Here is an 18,195-nt window from a genome sequence, read left to right as displayed (position 1 = left end):
GACACTAGCATAGTTAGTTGTACAGTCCAACTTACTTAGTTGCCCAGACCAACTTATAGCCACAGGAGGCAAGCCATGTTCGGCATCCGATTTATCAAGGCCCAGCCCACCACCTATCTGATGAAATATCGCGCCGGCGCCATTGTCGCCGAGGGCACCGGCCTCTCGGCGCTCTACTACGCGCCGGTGACCACGCTCGTTGCCGTGCCCGTCGGCAGCCGCGACGCCTCCTTCATCTTCCCATTGATCGCACGCGACTTTCAGACGCTGACCGTGCAGGGCCAGGTCACCTATCGCGTCAGCGAGCCGAAGAAGGCGGCCTCGATGCTCAACTTCACCCTGAAGGGCGACGGCAAGACCTATGAGAGCGACGATCCGGAGAAGCTGCCGGAGCGCATTCTCGGCACGGTCGAGGTGCTGGCGCAGCAGGCCATCAAGGAGCTGACGCTGAAAGAGGCGCTGCAGGCTTCCGACCGCATCGCCGACATCATCGCCGGCGGCTTGCGCGGCCGCGCCGACATCGAAGCGCTTGGCCTGGAAATCCTCGGCGTCTCGATCCGCGGCATCAAGCCCACGCCTGACACCGCCAAGGCCCTGGAGGCGCAGGCGCGCGAGGCGATCTTGAAGAACGCGGACGAAGCGATCTTCGCGCGGCGCAATTTCGCCGTCGAGCAGGAGCGCGCCATTCGCGAGAGCGAGCTCGACACAGAGATCGCTGTCGAGCAGAAGAAGCGGTCGATCCGCGAGACCCAGATGGACGCCGAGGCGAGCGTGGCCGCCAAGCGCAACGAGCTGCGTCAGGCCGGCATGGCCGCTGATATCGTGCTGGAGGGTAAGCGCAAGGATTTCGTCGGCCTCAACGCCGAGAACACCCGCACGCTGGCCGACGCCGAGGCCTATCGCGTTGGCGCGCTGATGAAGATCTTCGAGGGTGTCGATACCCGCGTGATCCAGGCTTTGGCCGCCGCCGGCATGCAGCCGGGCCAGCTGATTGCGCAGGCCTTCTCCGGCATCGCCGAAAAGGCCGAGAAGATCGGTCAGCTCAACGTCTCGCCTGATCTGCTCAGCCAGCTGATCGAGAGGCCGAAGGTGGAGGCCGCCAATGCCCGCCGGCAATGACCGCAAGATCGTGCTGGTGACGCGCAAGACCAGGCTGGAGGAGCTGGTCGCGCGTTACCTGACGGCGGCGCAGGCACGCTTCTATGTCGAGCATCTCGGCGCCGATTTCTCCGACTATGAAAGGGAGCACGAGGTCTATCAGGCGCAGCGGCGCACGACGGTTGAAGTGCTGGAGCAATGGGGGCGGTATCAGGTGATCGAGCGCGCCTTCCTGCCGAACTTCATCTTCGCGCCCGACGACATCGTCGTCGCGTTAGGACAGGACGGCGTCGTCGCCAACACGATGAAATATCTCGACGGCCATCCGCTGATCGGCCTCAACCCTGATCCCGCGCGCTATGACGGCATCCTGCTTCCCTTCGCGCCGCGCGATCTTGCAAAGCTGCTGCCTGATGTGGCCGCCGACAAGCGTGACAGCCAGGCCGTGACGATGGCGGAAGCGCGGCTCAGCGACGGCCAGGTGCTGCATGCCGTGAACGACCTCTTCGTCGGGGCACGCACGCATGTTTCGGCGATCTACGAGATTGCCTGCGGCGGGACGGCCGAGCGGCAATCCTCGAGCGGGCTGATCGTCTCAACCGGGCTCGGATCAACCGCCTGGTTCAAGAGCATCGTCACCGGCTCGCTGGCGATTGCCGGCAGCTTTGGCCAGCCGTCCCTGCCGGGCGGTTACGACACCCTGCCCTGGGACGCAGCAGAGTTGCGTTTCGCCGTGCGCGAGCCCTTCCCGAGCCGCTCCTCGCAGACCAACCTCGTCTGCGGCAGAGTCGCATCCGACCAACAATTGCGCGTCCGTTCGTTGATGGCGGAGAACGGCGTGATCTTCAGCGACGGCGTCGAAGCCGATCGCCTCGATTTCAATGCGGGCGCCGAGGTCACGATCGGAATCGCCAGGCGGCGCGGCCGGCTGATCGTGTGAAGCAGCTAGATTCCGAGCGCGTTTTCGCCCGCCTCGCGGCCGGGCACGCTGACATGGACTTCGTGGCCCTCACGTAGCGCCAGCGATGCTGCGGCCACCGCCGACTCGAAGGCGGCTTCCTTCGTGGCGTATCTGCTCTTGACGTTGCCGTCGTGCAGCACACCCCATTCGTCCTGCACCGGTACGATCGCGTATTGGGCAAGGCCCATCATCCCTCTCCTATTGTTGCGCGGCATACTTGTCGCTGCGCGGCTTGCCTATCGCTGCGTCACTTGCGGATGCGCCGCCGTCACCCGCCACACCGTGTTGCCGCTGTCGTCGGCGACCAGCAGCGCGCCTGACTTGTCGATGGCAACGCCGACCGGGCGGCCACGCGCCTGGTTGTCGCTGGTGAGGAAACCGGTGACGACGTCCTGCGCCGGCCCGCTCGGCCTACCGTCCGAGAAAGGCACATACACGACCTTGTAGCCATTCAGCACCTGCCGGTTCCAGCTGCCGTGCTCGCCGACGAAGGCGCCATGGCGATAAGCATCCGGCAGGCTGCTGCCGGCGGAGAAGGCAAGCCCGAGCGGCGCGACATGCGAGCTCAGCGCATAGTCGGGCACGATGGCCTTTTCCACCAGATCCGGCCGCTGCGGCTTGACGCGGGGATCGACGTGCTGGCCGTAATAGCTGTAGGGCCAGCCATAGAAGGCGCCGTCCTTCACCGAGGTCATGTAGTCAGGCACCAGATCAGGGCCAAGCTCGTCGCGCTCGTTCACCACGGTCCACAGCGCGCCGGTCTGCGGCTCGAAGCTGAGACCGTTGGGATTGCGCAGGCCGCTGGCAAAGATCCGCCAGCGGCCGCTGGCGCGATCGACCTCGAGGATGTCGGCCCTGTTGTGCTCGGCCTCCATTCCGTTCTCGGTGATGTTGCTGTTGGAGCCGACGCCGACATAGAGCTTCGAACCGTCGGGGCTCGCGACCAGGCTCTTGGTCCAGTGGTGGTCGATCGGGCCGCCCGGCAACGGCGTCAGCACCGTGCCCGGCTTGGTGATCTTGGTGTCGCCTTCGCTATAGGGATATCTCACGATCGCGTCGGTATTGGCGACATAGAAATCGTTGCCGACGAGGGCGACGCCGAACGGGGAGTTGAGATGGTCGAGGAAGACGCTCTGCGTGTCAGGCACACCATCGCCGTTGGTGTCGCGCAGCAGCGTGATTCGGTTGCTCTCGCCGGGATCGCCGCCGGAGGTCGCCCAGGACTCGACGTAGCCCATCACGATCTCCTTGGGCCGCTTGATCGCGGCGGCCTTCGGCGCCTTGGATTCCACCACCAGCACGTCGCCATTGGGCAGCACGTAGAGCGAGCGCGGATGCTGCAGGCCGGTCGCGAAGGCCTTGGCCTGCAAGCCCTGCGCGACATCAGGCGTCTCATCCTTCTTCCAGCCGATAATGCGGGCGATGTGCATCGGCGGCAGCAGATATTGCTGGATCTCGGGCAAGACGGGGTTGGCGCCAATTTGCGCCTTCGGATCGCCGCTGCCGTCGTTGCAGCCGGCGAGAAGAGCAAGGAGCGAAGCGCATAGCAGCGCACGTGAGATGAAAGACATCATCGCGCAACTCCTACGCCGTGGCGGTACACCATGGCCCAGCCGAGCCAGCCGGTCACAGGCAGGATCAGCACGGTGAGCAGCGAAAGCACGAGCCCCCACGGCCACACCGAAGTCCAGGCATCACGCGTGTGAATGAGCGCGTTGATGATTGCGAGGATCAGTGCGATGGCGTTGCCAATCAGATGCGGCCAGGCGGGCGTCTGCGCGCGCACCAGACGATTGCCGAGAAAATCGGTCAGGCCGGCGATCGCCGCCAGCACGCCGAAAATGACGCCGACGACCAGAAGCCAGGCCGAGAAATCGGCCCACATGATCTCGGCGGAAACCAGATAGGTGATGTCGGTCAGCAGCGCGCCGACGAAGCACACGATCGGGACCGGTACCAGCATCGGGTGAATGGGATGGCCTGCGATCTGCGCTGTCGAGCGCACGCGCACGATGTCTTGCACTGAGGGCCTCGTGTGGCATGTCGTCCTGCCCCAGCGGCCAACTCGTGCTTGCGGCGATGGTTCCTATGGCTGCGCCGGAACCAGCAGGCTCGCTTGATACGCCTCGTAGGCGCGCTTCAAGCCGTCGTGAAGCGAGGTCGTCGCGCGCCAGCCGAGCTTTGAAAGCCTCGTGACATTGAGCAGCTTGCGCGGGGTGCCATCGGGGCGCGAGGTGTCGAAACTGATCTCGCCGCTGTAACCGACGATCTCGGCGACCACGCGGGCGAACTCGGCGATGGCGATGTCCTCGCCGGTGCCGATGTTGATCAGCTCGCTGCCCGAATAGGTCTTCATCAGGTGCACGCAGGCATCCGCCATGTCGTCGACATAGAGGAACTCGCGCCGTGGCGTCCCCGTGCCCCAGACCGCGACGCTCCTGGCGCCCGCCAGTTTCGCCTCGTGAAAGCGCCGGATCAGGGCCGCAACGACGTGGCTCAATTCGGGGTGATAATTGTCGCCGGGGCCGTAGAGATTGGTCGGCATCACGCTGATGAAGTCGCTGCCATACTGGCTGCGATAGGCTTCCGCCATCTTGATGCCGGCGATCTTGGCAATCGCATAGGGCTCGTTGGTCGGCTCCAGCGGACCGGTGAGGACCGCATCCTCACGCAAAGGCTGCGCCGCCAGCTTTGGATAGATGCAGGACGAGCCAAGGAACATCAGCTTCTCGGCGCCGTTCACATGCGCGGCGTGGATCACGTTCGCGGCGATCGCGATGTTGTCGTAGATGAATTCGGCGCGCAGCGTATCGTTGGCGACGATGCCGCCGACCTTGGCTGCGGCGAGGAACACCACCTGCGGCCGCACTTGCGCGAACCAGGCGAACACTTGGGCCTGGTTGCAGAGATCGACCTCGCGCCTGTCGACGGTGACGAGATTCACGTCCTCCCGCGCCAGCCGGCGCAGAAGCGCGCTGCCGACCATGCCGCGATGGCCGGCGACGTAGACGCTTTTGCCGCTGAGCTCAAACGGTACGCTTGCCATTCGCGCTGTCCCGCTTGGCCTCAGCCAGATCGCTCGCCATCATCTCCTCGACGAGCTGGGCGAAGCTCCGCTTCGGCTTCCAGCCCAGCACCTTCTGCGCCTTGCTGGCATCGCCGATCAGGAGGTCGACCTCGGTCGGACGGAAATAGGTCGGATCGATCTTCACGACCGTCTTGCCGCTCTTTGCGTCAATGCCGGTCTCATCGATGCCCTTCCCCCGCCATTCGATGCGGCGGCCGACATGGGCAAAGGACAGCTCGACCAGCTCGCGCACCGAGCGCGTCTCGCCGGTGGCGAGCACGAAATCGTCCGCCTTGTCGGCCTGCAGGATCAGGTGCATGCCCTCGACGTAATCCCGCGCGTGGCCCCAGTCGCGCTTGGCCTCGAGATTGCCGAGATAGAGCGTCTCCTCCAGCCCGACCTCGATCCGCGCCACGCCGCGCGTGATCTTGCGGGTGACGAAGGTCTCGCCGCGGACCGGGCTCTCATGGTTGAACAGGATGCCGTTACTGGCAAACATGCCATAGGCTTCGCGGTAGTTCACCGTGATCCAGTAGCCATAGAGCTTGGCGACACCGTAAGGCGAGCGCGGATAGAACGGCGTCGTCTCCTTCTGCGGGATCTCCTGCACGAGGCCATAGAGCTCGGACGTCGAGGCCTGGTAGAACCGCGTCTCCTTCTCCATGCCGAGGATGCGGATCGCCTCCAGAAGCCGCAGCACGCCGATGGCGTCAGCATTGGCGGTGTATTCCGGGCTTTCGAAGCTGACGGCGACGTGGCTCTGCGCCGCAAGATTGTAGATCTCCGTGGGGCGGATCTGCTGCACCAGGCGGATCAGGTTAGTCGAGTCAGTCATGTCGCCATAGTGCATCAGGAACGGCACGTTGCCGACATGCGGGTCCTGGTAGAGATGATCGACGCGCGCGGTGTTGAACGAGGACGAGCGCCGCTTGATGCCGTGCACGACATAGCCGAGCGACAGCAGATGTTCGGCGAGATAGGCGCCGTCCTGACCCGTCACACCGGTAATGAGAGCAACACGCTCAGCCATATCCGCAAATGCTCCCAAGGGCGCCCGAGTGGGCCGGCTTCCAGCTCCAGCCAAAACCTGTCCTTCTCTGCCATATCGTTCGCCGGGGTCAACCCACTCTGGCGCTAAACCGTTCTTTTTCCGAGGATTCCGGTTGCGAAATCAAGGCGGCCGTCAACGGCCGAAGCGACGTCTTGAGAGGCTGGTAACACTTGTGTGGTGTGATTTTCCGGCAATATCTGGCGGGTTTGGGGTTCAAGTGACGTTCCGGGACACAGCAGCAGGCACCGAACCGCGCGAGGCGAATCCGCGCCCCTTTGCCCGCGAGCACGGAGACATCCAGACCGCCGTCGTGAACCTCGTCGACCATCTGGCCCCCCTCGTCCCGGTCGCGCGCCAGATCGAGGTTGCGCGCGAGATCGCAAGCCTGATCGCGAGCCTGCCGAGCGCGATGTCCGCCAACATGTTCCTGCGCCAGAGCATCATTCGCCGCGCCACGGCAACATCAGATCAGGTGATCGATGGATTGGCCGCCTGGGTCACCGTCCTGTTCGACCTTGCCAACCTTCAGCAGGATCGCGACAGGGCCATGAGGCTCGAAGCGAGACTTCCGAACAAGGCTGTTGCCCGGCTCAGACGGGCGCTTTCACAATCGCACAATGGCTGCATCATTGCAGTGCCTCACATCGGCAGCCTCGAATTGTTCGCAGCCCATCTCAAAGACCGCGGCTTCGACGTCGGCTTCGTCTATTCAATCGGCCGCCAGCCGACACCGACCGAACGCTGGATCTATGCCGGCCGGAGTGCGACTGCGGCCACCCCGATCGCGTTTGCACGACGCAACACCGGCGCCGAGATCTCGCGGGTGCTTCGGAACAACGGCGTTGTCTTCATGGTCGTCGACGTCTATCCCAGCGCCAAATATGCCGGGATCACCGTCAAGACCCACGATTCTGATTTCCGCTATCCACCTGGACCTGCGCGCTATGCGCGGACGGGTACGCTGGTTCTGCCCGGCTTTGCGTCGCGCCGCGACGCGGCCGGCTTTTCGATGAACATCCTTGATCCGATCGCCTACCGGACATGGATGCCGGTCGAGGCCGCGGCGCGCGAATTCACGCAAGACATCGCGAGCCGCGTCGATGGCTTTACGGCAGAGCAGCCCGCAGCCTATTGGCTCTGGCACCCCATCCCCAACGATCCCTATCTCGCGATCGCAGAGCGGCAGCGCCCGGATCTGCTGACCGCGCTGGTGCCTGGGGATGACGAGGCCGTCGCACTCGCCGTGGAAGCCGCGCATGCCAAATGGACGGGCTCCGATCAAACTGACCCCATCCGCTGGACGGAGGCGCCGCCCCTGACATCGTCCGTGCTCCCGGAAACGGTCGGCTGACTGACAGGCCGCGAACCCCCATGAGCCGGCCGCTCGTCGCGATCCTCGCCTGTGCCGCGCTCGAGGCATCAGGCATCGCGCTGATCTTCCCGACGCTGCCTCATCTGCTGCGCGCCATGGCGGGCACGGACAACGTGTCTGCGCTCTATGGCGCGCTGCTGGCGCTGCACGCGCTCACGCAATTCATCGTCACGCCGGTGCTCGGCGTTCTCTCCGACCGGCTCGGCCGCCGGCCGGTTCTGCTGCTCGCACTGGCCGGCTCGACCATCGACTATCTGGTCATGGCCTTCGCGCCATATCTGTGGCTGCTGTTCTTCAGCCGCACCATCGCCGGATTGACGGCAGCGGGCGTCGCGATGATCACCGCTGCCATCGCCGACATCACGCCGGAGAAGATGCGCGCCCACCGCTTCGGCCTGTTCCACGCCTGCTTCGGCGCCGGCTTCGTCATTGGGCCCGTCATCGGCGGAATGCTCGGCGATATCTCGTTGCGCGCGCCGTTCCTTGCCGCCGCGGCGCTGAGCAGCGTGAACGTGCTGATCGCGCTCTTCGTTCTCCCGGAAACGCACCATACCAGGCACAAGCCGTTCGCATGGCGGACGCTGAACCCGTTCGCGCCGCTGCGCTGGGCGCTGACGTTTCGCGCCCTGATCCCGTTGCTGCTGGTGTTCTTGCTGGTCAGTCTCGTCGGCCAGACCTACAGCACGGTCTGGGTGCTGTTCGTCACCGACCGCTTCCACTGGACGGCGACCGATATCGGCATCTCGCTCGGCATCTTCGGCGCATTGGTGGCCCTGGTGCAGGTTTTCGCCATTGCACCGCTCACGGGACGGCTGGGCGAACGCGGCACGCTGCTTCTCGGCATCTCATGCGAGGCGATCGCTCTCCTCGCCCTCGCCTTCGCGCAAGAAGGCTGGATCGCCTTCGCGCTGATCCCGCTGATCGCGTTCGGGGGCATCAGCGCGCCCGCATTGCGCGCGCTGCAATCCAAGGCCGTCGATGGCGACCGCCAAGGCCAGTTGCAGGGCGTGGTCGCGAGCTTCGTCAGCCTCGCGGCCATCCTCGGCCCGCTCGCCTTCGGTGGAATTTACGCGCTATCGCGGCCGGGCTGGACCGGGCTCGTGTGGACCATCGGTGTCGCTATTCTTGCAGTCGCCGTGCCGATGGTGCTGCTGACGTTGCCGAAGCGGCTGGTCGAGCGAGAATAAATGGACGGCGATCCCGCAACAGGATCGCCGCCCACAATCACCCCCGTTCTACTGCGAACGGTCCGAGGTCCAACCCTTGTAATCCCCGATATTGTCGCGGGTCACGAGCTTCGACGGCAGCAGTTCGACGGTCGAGGCCGGCTTCTGGCCATTGAGAATGCCGACGCCGACCTGCACCGCGCGTCGCGCCATGAAGAACGGATCCTGCGAGGCCGACGCCTGGATCTGCGGCGACTGCGGATCCTTCAGCGCGGCCTCGATGTCGGGTGCGCCGTCCACCGCGGTGATGATGATGCCGCTGCGGTTCTGCTGGCGCGCCGCAAGATCGGTGCCGATTGCCTGCGGGTCGTTGATGGCGAAGATGGCGTCGATCTTGGGGAAGCGGGTCAGATAGCCTTGCGCGACGGTGAGGCCGCCTTCGCGCGAGCCCTTGCCGTCCTGGTCGCTCGAGAGCACCTTGATCCCGGCATTCTTCGCGAAGACGTTCTTGCAGCCGGTGACGCGGTCGATCACCGCCGAGACTTGCGGCCCGTTCTCGATGATCACGTCGCCCTTGCCGCCGAGCTTGTCGACGATGTACTGGCACGAGATCTCGCCGGCCTGGACGTTGTTGGTGGTGACGGTGGCATCGGCGCCTTCGGCCGCGGTGTCGACCGCGACGACGACGATGCCGGCGGCTTGCGCCTTCTTGATCGCAGGCCCGATCGCCTTGGGATCGCCGGGATTGAGCAGGATCAGGTCGACGCCGGCGGCGATGAAATTGTCGATCTGGGTGACCTGCTTGCCAAGGTCGTATTCAAAGCCAACGGTGGTGATCTTCACATTGGGATTGGTCTTCTTGGCTTCGAACTCGGCGCCCTTCGACAATGCGACGAAGAACGGATTGCCCATCGATCCCAGCGAGACGCCGATCGACTTGAGGTCCTTGGCAAAGCACGGCGCAGTGGTCAGGACGAGCGCCATCGCGGCGCCGGCGAGCGTGGTGGTCTTCAACATTGGCTTCCTCCCTGGTCTGTCTTCAGAGCCGGCACGGCAGACCAGATGCCGTAACGGAACCTCGTATTTCTGCCCGCGCGCCGATTCCTTCCGGGTTTCCTGGCGGAGCCCCCTTAAGTTCTGGCGGAGCCTCTTTAGGTTCTGGCGGAGCCTCTTTAGGTTCTGGCGGAGCCTCTTTAGGTTCTGGCGGAGCCTCTTTAGGTTCTGGCGGAGCCTTGCAACCGATAGCGGTCGAGCGCGACGGCGCCGATGATGACGAGACCCTTGATGACGTATTGCCAGATGTCTGAGACGCCGATCAGGATCAGACCGTTCGAGAGCACGGCGATGATCAGCGCACCGATCAGCGTTCCCCAGATCGAACCGATGCCGCCGACGAAGGACGTGCCGCCGAGGATCACCGCGGTGATAGCGTCGAGTTCGTAGCTCTGTCCGAGCTGCAGGCCGTTGGCGGCATAGAGCCGCGCCGCCTGCATCGCGCCGCCGAGCCCGGCCAGCAGACCCGACACGCCATAGACAAAGATCAGGACGGCCCAGACCTTGATGCCGGCAAGCCGCGCCGCGCTCTCATTGCCGCCCACCGCATAGATGTGCACGCCGAGCACGGTCCGGCGCAGCACCAGCCAGGAAACCAGGATGACGAGCAGCGCGATCACCGAGAGCCACGGGATCGAGGCGACGCCGGGCACGAGTATCAGTGAACCGTTGCCGATGAAGGCGTAGGGAATCGAGGGGTTGAACACCGTGGTATCGGCCCCTAACAGCCGCGCCAGGCCGCGCACGGCGGTCAGCGAGCCCAGCGTGACGATGAAGGGCGGCAGGCGCAGCAGCGCGATCAACGCGCCGTTGACGACGCCGAAGCCGAGGCCGGTGAGCACGGCGACCGGCAGCCACAGCGCGCCCACCGCGGGCAGCTTGGACATCGTCAGGCCCGCCATCGCGGACACCGCCAGGATCGAGCCGACCGAGAGGTCGATGCCGCCGGTGAGAATGACGAAGGTCATGCCCGCGGCGAGCACGGTGTTCACCGCAGCCTGCTGCAACACGATGCCGAGATTCTGGCCGGTGAAGAAACGCCCCTCGGACAGGAAGTGGAAACCAATGCAGAGGATCAGCAGCACCGGCAGCATGCCGAGCGCGCTGATCAGCATCCTCACCCGCTGGCGCTTCGTCTCCGCGGCGCCCCCGTTGGTCATCACCGGAGCGGGTTGGGCCTTCGAGGCAGCGTTGTCAGGCATCGAGATGCTCCGTCCCCGTGGCGAGGGCCATGATGTCCTCCTGAGTCAAAGGCGCCGTCTCGGTTCGCCTCACCTCGCCCGCGATGAGCCCGGAGCGCATCACGAGGACGCGGTCGCAGATGCCGATGATCTCGGGCAGGTCCGACGAAATGACGAGGATCGCCGTGCCGACCTTGGCGAGATTGTCGATGATGGAATAGATCTCCGACTTGGCACCGACATCGACGCCGCGCGTCGGCTCGTCGAGGATCAGCACCTTCGGCGCAATGGCGAGCAGGCGCGACAGCAGCACCTTCTGCTGGTTGCCACCGGAGAGGCCGCCTGCGGGCACGCCGACATTGGCGGCGCGGATACTGAGTCCCGTAAACGCGCGGTCGGCGCGCTCGCGCGCCTTGTCGCGATCCAGGAACCAGCCGAGCTTGGCATCGCGCCCGAGCACGGCAAGGTTGATGTTGTCCAGGCACGACATGTCGAGGAACAGGCCGAGCGCCTTGCGGTCTTCGGTCAGATAGGCGATGCCGGCCTCGAGCGCTTCACCTGTGGTGCGGATATCGATCGGCTGGCCTTCCAGTTCCAGGCGGCCCGAAATCTTCGGTGCTGCACCGACGATGAGATGCGCAAGCTCGGTGCGGCCGGCGCCGATCAGGCCGGCAAGCCCCACCACCTCGCCCGCGTGCACCGTGAGCGAGCAGCCCTTGACGCGCTTCCCGTCGGCCATGTCGGTGGCGGTGAGCACGGGGTGCCCCTTCCCGGCCCCGGGATCGTGATCCTTCTTGTAGAAGGACGAGACATCGCGTCCGACCATCATGCGGACGATGGCCTCGGCGCGGATGTCCCGCTTGTCGAGCGAGCCGACCAGACGGCCATCGCGCAGCACGGTGACGCGGTCCCCGAGCGCATAGACCTCGTCCATGCGGTGCGAGATGTAGATGATGGCAAGTCCCTCGGCGCGAAGCTGACGGATCAGCGCGAACAGCCGCTCGCTCTCGCCGGCCGACAGCGCGGTGGTCGGCTCGTCCATGATCAGGATCTTCGAGCGCGCGTGCAGTGCGCGCGCGATCTCGACGAGCTGGCGCTGCCCCATCGAGAGATGCGCCACCAAGGTCGACGGCAGGAAATCGGCTCCCAGCCGCTCCAGGATCGGGCCGACGCCCTCGCGCATGGCGCCGCGCGCCAGCAAACCCGAACGCGAGATCTCACGGCCGAGATAAATATTCTCCGCAACGCTCAGATTGGGGGCCAAAGACAGTTCCTGATAGATGATCGAGATGCCCGCGGCACGGCCGCCGAGCGGACCTTCGATCCGCACCGGCTGGCCTTCGATGCGGATCTCGCCGCCGGGATCAGGCCGATAGGCCCCCGACAGGATTTTCATCAGGGTCGATTTGCCGGCGCCGTTCTCGCCCATCAGGGCATGGACCTCGCCGGCATAGACGGTCAGGTCGACCGCACGCAGCGCCTTGATGCCGAAGAAGGATTTTGAGACTCCCCGCATCTCGAGGATCGGATCGTTCATCGTGCCTCCCGGCGCACAATGCGTTTTTCGTCCGCGTTTCGTTTCGAGCGCGGTTCACCCATTAAACAAAAGGCCCCCGCACAGGGCAACAGCGAACAGCCAGAATTGCGCAATCAAAGCGAAGCTAGTGGCGGGGCCGATACAGTTCGCGCCAGGCGGGAAGCCGCATCGCATAGGCCTCCGCCAACGTGCGATCGGGTTCGAAAGTCTCGACGCGTTGCGGTGGCGTGCAGACGGTTTCGATTGCCTCGCCGGTGACAGCAAGTCGCCCCAATCTCGCCGCACCGAACGCTGCGCCGGTTTCGCCGTCGGCAAAGCGATGGATCGGCAGGTTCAGGACGCTCGCCAGCACCGCCAGCCAGAACCGGGACCGTGAACCGCCACCGATGACATCCGCCTCCGTCACCCCTAAGCCGGCATCGCCAAGCGCGTCACGGCAATCGGCCAGCGCGAAGGCGACACCCTCGAGCACCGCTTGGACAATTGCAGCGCGATCGGTGCCGTGGCTCAATCCATCGAGCATGCCGCGCACCACGGGATCATCGTGCGGCGTCCGCTCGCCTGCAAGATATGGCAGGAAGCTCACGGGCGACGGCGCCTGTGGGCGCGTTCCCAGCGGCGCCAGCAGCTCGGCCTCAGCGACGCCGAACAGCCGCGCGGCCCAGGCAAGACACGATGCCGCCGACAGGATGGCGCCGGCCGCAATCCACATGCCCGGAATGGCGTGGCAGAAGGTGTGAACGACGCGGTCCGGATTGGCGGCAATATGATCGGTCGGCGCCAGCAAGGCGCCCGAGGTTCCCAGCGAGATGAACGTGGTTCCAGGCCTGATCGCGCCGATGCCGACGGCGCCGGCCGGATTGTCGCCGGCACCGCCCGCGATCATCGGGCACCTCGCCATGCCCCAGCGCTGCGCGAGTTCGCTGCGCAGCTTGGCCGTCGGCGCGCATCCCTCCACCAGAGGCGGCATGTGCGCGCGCGACAGGCCGGTCGCAGCCAATGCCGCATCCGACCAGTCCCGGCGCGCCGCGTCGAGCCACAGCGATCCCGACGCGTCCGAGACATCCTCGATCGCCTCGCCCGACAACACCAGACGCAGATAGGCCTTCGGCATCAGGACGCGTGTCGTCGCCGCAAAGATCTCGGGCTCGTGCGCCGCGATCCACAGCAGCTTCGGCGCGGTAAATCCCGGCATGGCCTTGTTGCCCGTGATCGCGCGCAAGCCGGGCCAGCGCTGCTCCAGAATGCGACACTCCGCGGCGGCGCGTCCGTCGTTCCAGAGGACGCAGGGCCGCAGCGGCCGGTCGTTCGCATCGAGCAACGTGGCGCCATGCATCTGGCCGGAAAGGCCGACGCCTTCGACCGCCGCGAGCTCCGTTCCGTGCGACGCCTTCAAGGCATCGAGCGTGGCAAAGGCCGCCGCGATCCACTGCGCAGGATCCTGCTCGAAATAGCCTGGATGGGGCGAGGCCATCGTCAACGGCCGGCTCTCGCTCGCGAGCACGCGCTGGGCGCCGTCGACGAGAACGGTCTTGACCGCGGAGGTGCCGAGATCGATGCCGAGATACATGACGAATCTGGTTCCCGAATTCTGCGAGCGCGGAGACTGCGATGCGCAACAATGATCCTATTCAACCGGCGCGCAATTCCGCACAAAGGCTTATCACATCGGATCGCGAGCTTTTGCGCGCAGATGTGGCACAGGCGCAGCAGTTCAAGGTTGCCCTCCGGGGTTGACTGGACCACAGTGATTGCAACGAAGCGCCGTCTGCTGCGTTTGCATCGGACCGGCTTGATCCCCTTGCCGCGCCGGAGCAGCCATGCAGCGATCCAGGGCCGTCTTCATCACGGGTGTGGTCTACGCCCTGATCGGTCTTGTGCTCGCAGGCGGCGGCGTCTGGCTCGCCGCACTCGGCGGATCCATCTTCTATGTCGTGCTCGGGTTCGGCATTCTTGCCACGGCTGCGCTGTTGCTGGCGCGGCGCCATCAGGCGCTGTGGCTGTTTGCGATCGTGCTGGTCGGCACGCTGGGCTGGGCCATCTCCGAGGTGCAGTTCGACTGGTGGCCGCTGGCATCGCGCGGTGACGTCGTCCTGCCGATGGCGCTCTGGCTGCTGACGCCGGTGATCGTTCGCGGGCTGGTGCGAGGCGAGCAGGTCGCCTACGGCAGCGCGACGCTGCCGCTCTGGATCGGCGTTGCCGCGTCTTGCGTCGTGCTCGTCGTCGCGCTGCTCTCCAGCTATCACGACGTCAACGGCACGATCGCCGAGAGAGCGGCGAGCGTGCCGCAAAGCGAAGCCGACCCGCAGCCGGACGGCGATTGGCGCGCCTATGGCCGCACGCAATTCGGGCAACGTTATTCGCCGCTGAAGCAGATCACGCCCGACAATGTCAGCAAGCTCCAGGTCGCCTGGACCTTCCGCACCGGCGACATGCCGACGCCGGAGGATTCCGGCGAGACCACCTTCGAGGTGACGCCGATCAAGGTGCGTGACACGCTCTATCTCTGCTCGCAACACCAGGTGCTGTTTGCGCTCGACGCCAGAACCGGCAAGGAACGCTGGCGATACGATCCCAAGCTGGTGTTCAACAAGACGTTCCAGCACATGACCTGCCGCGGGGTCTCCTATCACGAAACCGCTGAAGGCGCCCTCGACAGCACTGGCGCTCCCGCGCCCGCCGAATGTCCGCGGCGGATCTTCCTGCCGGTCAATGACGGGCGCATGATCGCGCTCGATGCCGACAGCGGCAAGCCGTGCGAGGGCTTTGGCGATCATGGCAGCCTCGACCTGCAACAGGGCATGGGCAACAAGACAGCGGGCTTCTTCGAGCCGACGTCGCCGCCTGTCGTCGGCGACAAGATCCTCGTCGTCGCCGCCGCGGTGATCGACAATTACGGGGTCGACGTGCCCTCGGGCGTGATCCGCGGCTTCGACGTCTACACCGGCAAGCTCATCTGGGCCTGGGACTCCGGCGCGGCTGACGAGAACGAACTGCCGTCGCCGACGCGTCACTACACCAACGGCTCGCCGAATTCGTGGATCACCGCCTCGTTCGATCCGAAATTGAACCTCGTCTACATCCCCACCGGCAACAACGGACCCGACATCTGGGGCGGTAATCGCAATGCGCTGGTCGAGCGCTATTCCAGCTCGATCGTCGCGCTCGATATCGCCTCCGGCAAGCGCGCCTGGTCATACCAGACGGTGCATCACGACCTCTGGGACATGGACGTGCCCTCGCAGCCGAGCCTGGTCGATGTCACCACCGCCAAGGGCGTCGTTCCCGCCATCATCCAGCCGACCAAGGTGGGCAACATCTTCGTGCTCGATCGACGGACCGGCGAGCTGATCGTGCCGGCGCCGGAACGCGCCGTGCCGCAAGGCGCCGCGCCCGGCGACCGCACCGCGCCGACGCAGCCGTTCTCCGAGCTGACGTTCCGCCCCGAAGCGAAGCTGACCGGCGCGGACATGTGGGGCGGCACGATCTTCGATCAGCTGCTGTGCCGGATCATGTTCAAGCGGCTGCGTTACGAGGGCACGTTCACGCCGCCCTCGCTGCAGGGCACGCTGGTCTTTCCCGGCAATCTCGGCATGTTCGAATGGGGCGGCATCGCGATCGATCCGGTGAGACAGATCGCCATCGCCAACCCGATGTCACTGCCGTTCGTCTCGAAGCTCATCCCGCGCGGGCCGCAAAATCCTCCGGCGCCGACGGCCGAGAAGCCCGTCGGCAGCGAGGTCGGGACGCAACCGATGTATGGCACGCCGTTCGGCGTGGATATCCAGAGCTTTCTCTCGCCGCTCTCCGTGCCGTGCTACCGGCCGCCATGGGGCTCGATGGCCGCGATCGACCTGAAGACGATGAAGATCGTCTGGCAGCATCCGAACGGCACGATCCGGGACACCACGCCGCTGCCGCTGCCGTTCAGGATGGGCGTGCCGATGCTGGGTGGGCCGATCACGACCGCCGGCGGGGTCGCGTTCTACACCGGGACCTATGAGTACACGATAAGGGCTTACGACGTGCGCGACGGCAAGGTGCTGTGGGAAGACCGCCTGCCGGCCGGCGCCCAATCAACGCCGATGAGCTATGAGGCGGGCGGCAAGCAATTTGTCGTCACCGCAGCCGGCGGCCACGGCTCGTTCGGCACCAAGCGCGGCGACTACGTCATCGCCTACGCGTTGAAGGATTGAACGGGCTCGGGGGTGATCTCCCTATCCTGAAGTGTATCGGCGCACGCTTCAGGAGTTCCCGAGAATCTGTTGGACGCGGCCCCGCGCCCACTGCGGATCGATGTCAGGCCGCACGCGCTCAACGCGCATCCGCTCCGCCGCCTCGATGTCGCCCAGAAGGCGGCTCGACATCGGTCTCGCAACCCTGGCAATGCTTTCCATCTCGGCCATGTCGCCATTGCAATGAAGCGCCACATCACAACCGGCCGCGAGTGCCTGCATCGAGCGAGTGCTCACATCGCCCGCCAACGCGTTCATCGACAAATCGTCCGTAATCAAGATGCCCTTGAATCCGATGCGTTGCCGGATCACGTCCTTGATGACGGCGGGTGACAGGGTTGCGGGCCGATCCGGATCGACACTGCGAACGAGCGCGTGGGCTGTCATGCCCCACGGGATGGACGCGAGCGCCTTGAACGGCACAAAATCTGTCGCGTCGAGCTCATCGAGACCTTCTGCGATGACCGGCAGCGCCAGATGGCTGTCCACCATGGCGCGGCCGTATCCGGGCAAATGCTTGATCACTGGAAGAACGTTGGCGTCGAACAGGCCCTCGCAGACGGCGCGCCCCATCTCGCTCACCAGAAGGGGATCCGGCCCATAGGCGCGGCTTCCGATCATCTCATGCGCGCCTGGGATGGGGACATCGATCGTCGGGGCGCAGTTGACTGAAATTCCGAGCGCGTTCAGATCGAGGCCGATCAACATGCTGTTCAGCCGGACCGCCTCGAGCGCCGCCGTGCGGTCGGCACGCGCTGCATCGCCGAATGCGCGCGCGGCCGGATAGGCGGGCCAATGCGGCGGCTTGAGCCGAGAGACCCGCCCGCCCTCCTGATCAATCAGCACCGGCGCGTCTGCACGGCCGATCGAGTTTCTCAGATCGTCAACCAGCGCCTTGATCTGATCCGGGGCGAGGCAATTGCGTCCGAACAGAATAAAGCCAAGCGGATTTGTCTCCCGGAAGAAGCGGACCTCGGCGTCACTGAGCACCGGGCCGGCGCAGCCGAATACGACCGGCAAGGGGTTATTCGTCATCGTCGCTTCTCCCAGCGCGTTTTCTTGGCAACGCGTCCGTGCTTATCGACGTCGACCTCGCCCAGACGGTTGCACGCAGAATTCGTGCCTCGCTGTGCGGGCGTTGTATGAAAATCAGGAAAGACGCCCGAAGCTCGCCTGCGGAATCCAGCAAACAATTGTTTTGAAATAGTGAGCGGCCCGAGACATAGGTGACAAATCGTACCGGACACATGGGTTACACTTTCCGCTTTTGTTCTGCGGGAGGCGTGGATGCCGTGGAAAGCGAGTTCGGTCATGGAAGAGCGCCTGCGCTTTGTCGCCCGGCTTCTGGATGGGGAAGCCATGACCGAGGTGTGCCGGGAGTTCGGTATCTCCCGCAAGACCGGCTACAAGATTTTCGACCGCTACAAGGAGCACGGGCTGGAGGCGTTGAGCGACCGCTCCAGGCGGCCGGTCC

Annotated in this window: 18 protein-coding genes; 7 read left to right on the top strand and 11 right to left on the bottom strand. The window is 65.0% G+C overall.

Annotated features, from left to right (window positions below):
* Positions 1–75 precede the first annotated feature (75 nt).
* Both G8O24_RS26750 and G8O24_RS26745 read left to right on the top strand, forming a co-directional pair.
* Positions 76–1,119: an SPFH domain-containing protein gene (locus G8O24_RS26750; RefSeq protein ID WP_188104614.1), complete on the top strand. Its 1,044-nt coding sequence runs from the start codon at positions 76–78 to the stop codon at positions 1,117–1,119.
* Positions 1,103–2,038: a diacylglycerol kinase catalytic domain-containing protein gene (locus G8O24_RS26745; protein WP_188104612.1), complete on the top strand. Its 936-nt coding sequence runs from the start codon at positions 1,103–1,105 to the stop codon at positions 2,036–2,038. Before G8O24_RS26750 ends, G8O24_RS26745 begins: the two co-directional genes overlap by 17 nt.
* 5 nt (positions 2,039–2,043) lie before the next feature.
* On the opposite strand, the gene G8O24_RS26740 is transcribed toward G8O24_RS26745, so the two are convergent.
* The 5 genes from G8O24_RS26740 to gmd all read right to left on the bottom strand — a co-directional run bounded on the left by G8O24_RS26740 (position 2,044) and on the right by gmd (position 6,156).
* A complete protein-coding gene (locus G8O24_RS26740) occupies positions 2,044–2,247 on the bottom strand; it encodes a hypothetical protein (RefSeq protein ID WP_128951167.1) in 204 nt (67 codons plus the stop codon).
* Between the two features lie 48 nt (positions 2,248–2,295).
* On the bottom strand, positions 2,296–3,633 hold the full coding sequence (locus G8O24_RS26735) for a PQQ-dependent sugar dehydrogenase (RefSeq protein ID WP_188104610.1): 1,338 nt from the start codon (positions 3,631–3,633) through the stop codon (positions 2,296–2,298).
* Entirely contained in the window at positions 3,630–4,082 is a 453-nt protein-coding gene (locus G8O24_RS26730; RefSeq protein WP_188104609.1) for a DUF2231 domain-containing protein, read from the bottom strand. Before G8O24_RS26730 ends, G8O24_RS26735 begins: the two co-directional genes overlap by 4 nt.
* A gap of 63 nt (positions 4,083–4,145) precedes the next feature.
* On the bottom strand, positions 4,146–5,105 hold the full coding sequence (gene fcl / locus G8O24_RS26725) for a GDP-L-fucose synthase (protein ID WP_188104607.1): 960 nt from the start codon (positions 5,103–5,105) through the stop codon (positions 4,146–4,148).
* Positions 5,086–6,156 carry a GDP-mannose 4,6-dehydratase gene (gene gmd / locus G8O24_RS26720; protein ID WP_188104605.1) on the bottom strand — a complete coding sequence of 357 codons (1,071 nt, stop codon included), beginning with the start codon at positions 6,154–6,156 and terminating at the stop codon, positions 5,086–5,088. The genes fcl and gmd overlap by 20 nt, the downstream gene beginning before the upstream one ends.
* A gap of 238 nt (positions 6,157–6,394) precedes the next feature.
* On the opposite strand from gmd, the gene G8O24_RS45420 reads away from it, so the two are divergent.
* A complete protein-coding gene (locus G8O24_RS45420) occupies positions 6,395–7,528 on the top strand; it encodes a lysophospholipid acyltransferase family protein (protein WP_188104604.1) in 1,134 nt (377 codons plus the stop codon).
* Positions 7,529–7,548: 20 nt separating this feature from the next.
* Positions 7,549–8,736 (top strand): TCR/Tet family MFS transporter, encoded by a 1,188-nt coding sequence (locus tag G8O24_RS26710; protein WP_188104602.1) that lies wholly within the window; start codon positions 7,549–7,551, stop codon positions 8,734–8,736.
* A 48-nt stretch (positions 8,737–8,784) separates the two neighbouring features.
* Here G8O24_RS26710 and G8O24_RS26705 read toward each other — a convergent pair whose 3' ends face one another.
* From G8O24_RS26705 to xylB, 4 genes are all read right to left on the bottom strand, one after another.
* Positions 8,785–9,732, bottom strand: a complete 948-nt coding sequence (locus G8O24_RS26705; RefSeq protein ID WP_188104600.1) for an ABC transporter substrate-binding protein — start codon at positions 9,730–9,732, stop codon at positions 8,785–8,787.
* A gap of 197 nt (positions 9,733–9,929) precedes the next feature.
* Positions 9,930–10,970: an ABC transporter permease subunit gene (locus G8O24_RS26700; RefSeq protein ID WP_188104598.1), complete on the bottom strand. Its 1,041-nt coding sequence runs from the start codon at positions 10,968–10,970 to the stop codon at positions 9,930–9,932.
* Complete coding sequence (locus G8O24_RS26695; RefSeq protein WP_188104597.1) at positions 10,963–12,486, bottom strand: sugar ABC transporter ATP-binding protein; 1,524 nt, start codon at positions 12,484–12,486, stop codon at positions 10,963–10,965. Before G8O24_RS26695 ends, G8O24_RS26700 begins: the two co-directional genes overlap by 8 nt.
* A gap of 124 nt (positions 12,487–12,610) precedes the next feature.
* Positions 12,611–14,056, bottom strand: coding sequence for a xylulokinase (gene xylB / locus G8O24_RS26690; RefSeq protein ID WP_188104595.1), 1,446 nt, complete (start codon positions 14,054–14,056; stop codon positions 12,611–12,613).
* A gap of 41 nt (positions 14,057–14,097) precedes the next feature.
* Between xylB and G8O24_RS45225 the strand changes: the two genes are divergently transcribed.
* Complete coding sequence (locus G8O24_RS45225; RefSeq protein WP_283815587.1) at positions 14,098–14,223, top strand: hypothetical protein; 126 nt, start codon at positions 14,098–14,100, stop codon at positions 14,221–14,223.
* Positions 14,224–14,306: 83 nt separating this feature from the next.
* On the top strand, positions 14,307–16,682 hold the full coding sequence (locus G8O24_RS26685) for a glucose/quinate/shikimate family membrane-bound PQQ-dependent dehydrogenase (RefSeq protein ID WP_188104593.1): 2,376 nt from the start codon (positions 14,307–14,309) through the stop codon (positions 16,680–16,682).
* Positions 16,683–16,730: 48 nt separating this feature from the next.
* Here the strand turns inward: G8O24_RS26685 and G8O24_RS26680 are convergent, their stop codons facing one another.
* Together G8O24_RS26680 and G8O24_RS26675 are read right to left on the bottom strand one after the other, a co-directional pair.
* Positions 16,731–17,756 carry a glycoside hydrolase family 3 N-terminal domain-containing protein gene (locus G8O24_RS26680; RefSeq protein ID WP_188104591.1) on the bottom strand — a complete coding sequence of 342 codons (1,026 nt, stop codon included), beginning with the start codon at positions 17,754–17,756 and terminating at the stop codon, positions 16,731–16,733.
* Entirely contained in the window at positions 17,753–18,034 is a 282-nt protein-coding gene (locus G8O24_RS26675; protein WP_188104685.1) for a hypothetical protein, read from the bottom strand. Before G8O24_RS26675 ends, G8O24_RS26680 begins: the two co-directional genes overlap by 4 nt.
* Here G8O24_RS26675 and G8O24_RS26670 point away from each other — a divergent pair.
* Positions 18,009–18,195, top strand: a 187-nt coding sequence (locus G8O24_RS26670) for a helix-turn-helix domain-containing protein (protein ID WP_188101895.1), incomplete at its 3' end; no start/stop codon positions are given. The two genes, G8O24_RS26675 and G8O24_RS26670, sit on opposite strands and share 26 nt — an antisense overlap.

Origin of the sequence: Bradyrhizobium campsiandrae, from assembly GCF_014529705.1 — a bacterium.
In the GTDB taxonomy this organism is placed as follows: domain Bacteria; phylum Pseudomonadota; class Alphaproteobacteria; order Rhizobiales; family Xanthobacteraceae; genus Bradyrhizobium; species Bradyrhizobium campsiandrae.
The sequence above is the reverse complement of the archived record's forward strand: the minus strand, read 5'-3'. Positions and strand labels throughout refer to the sequence as shown.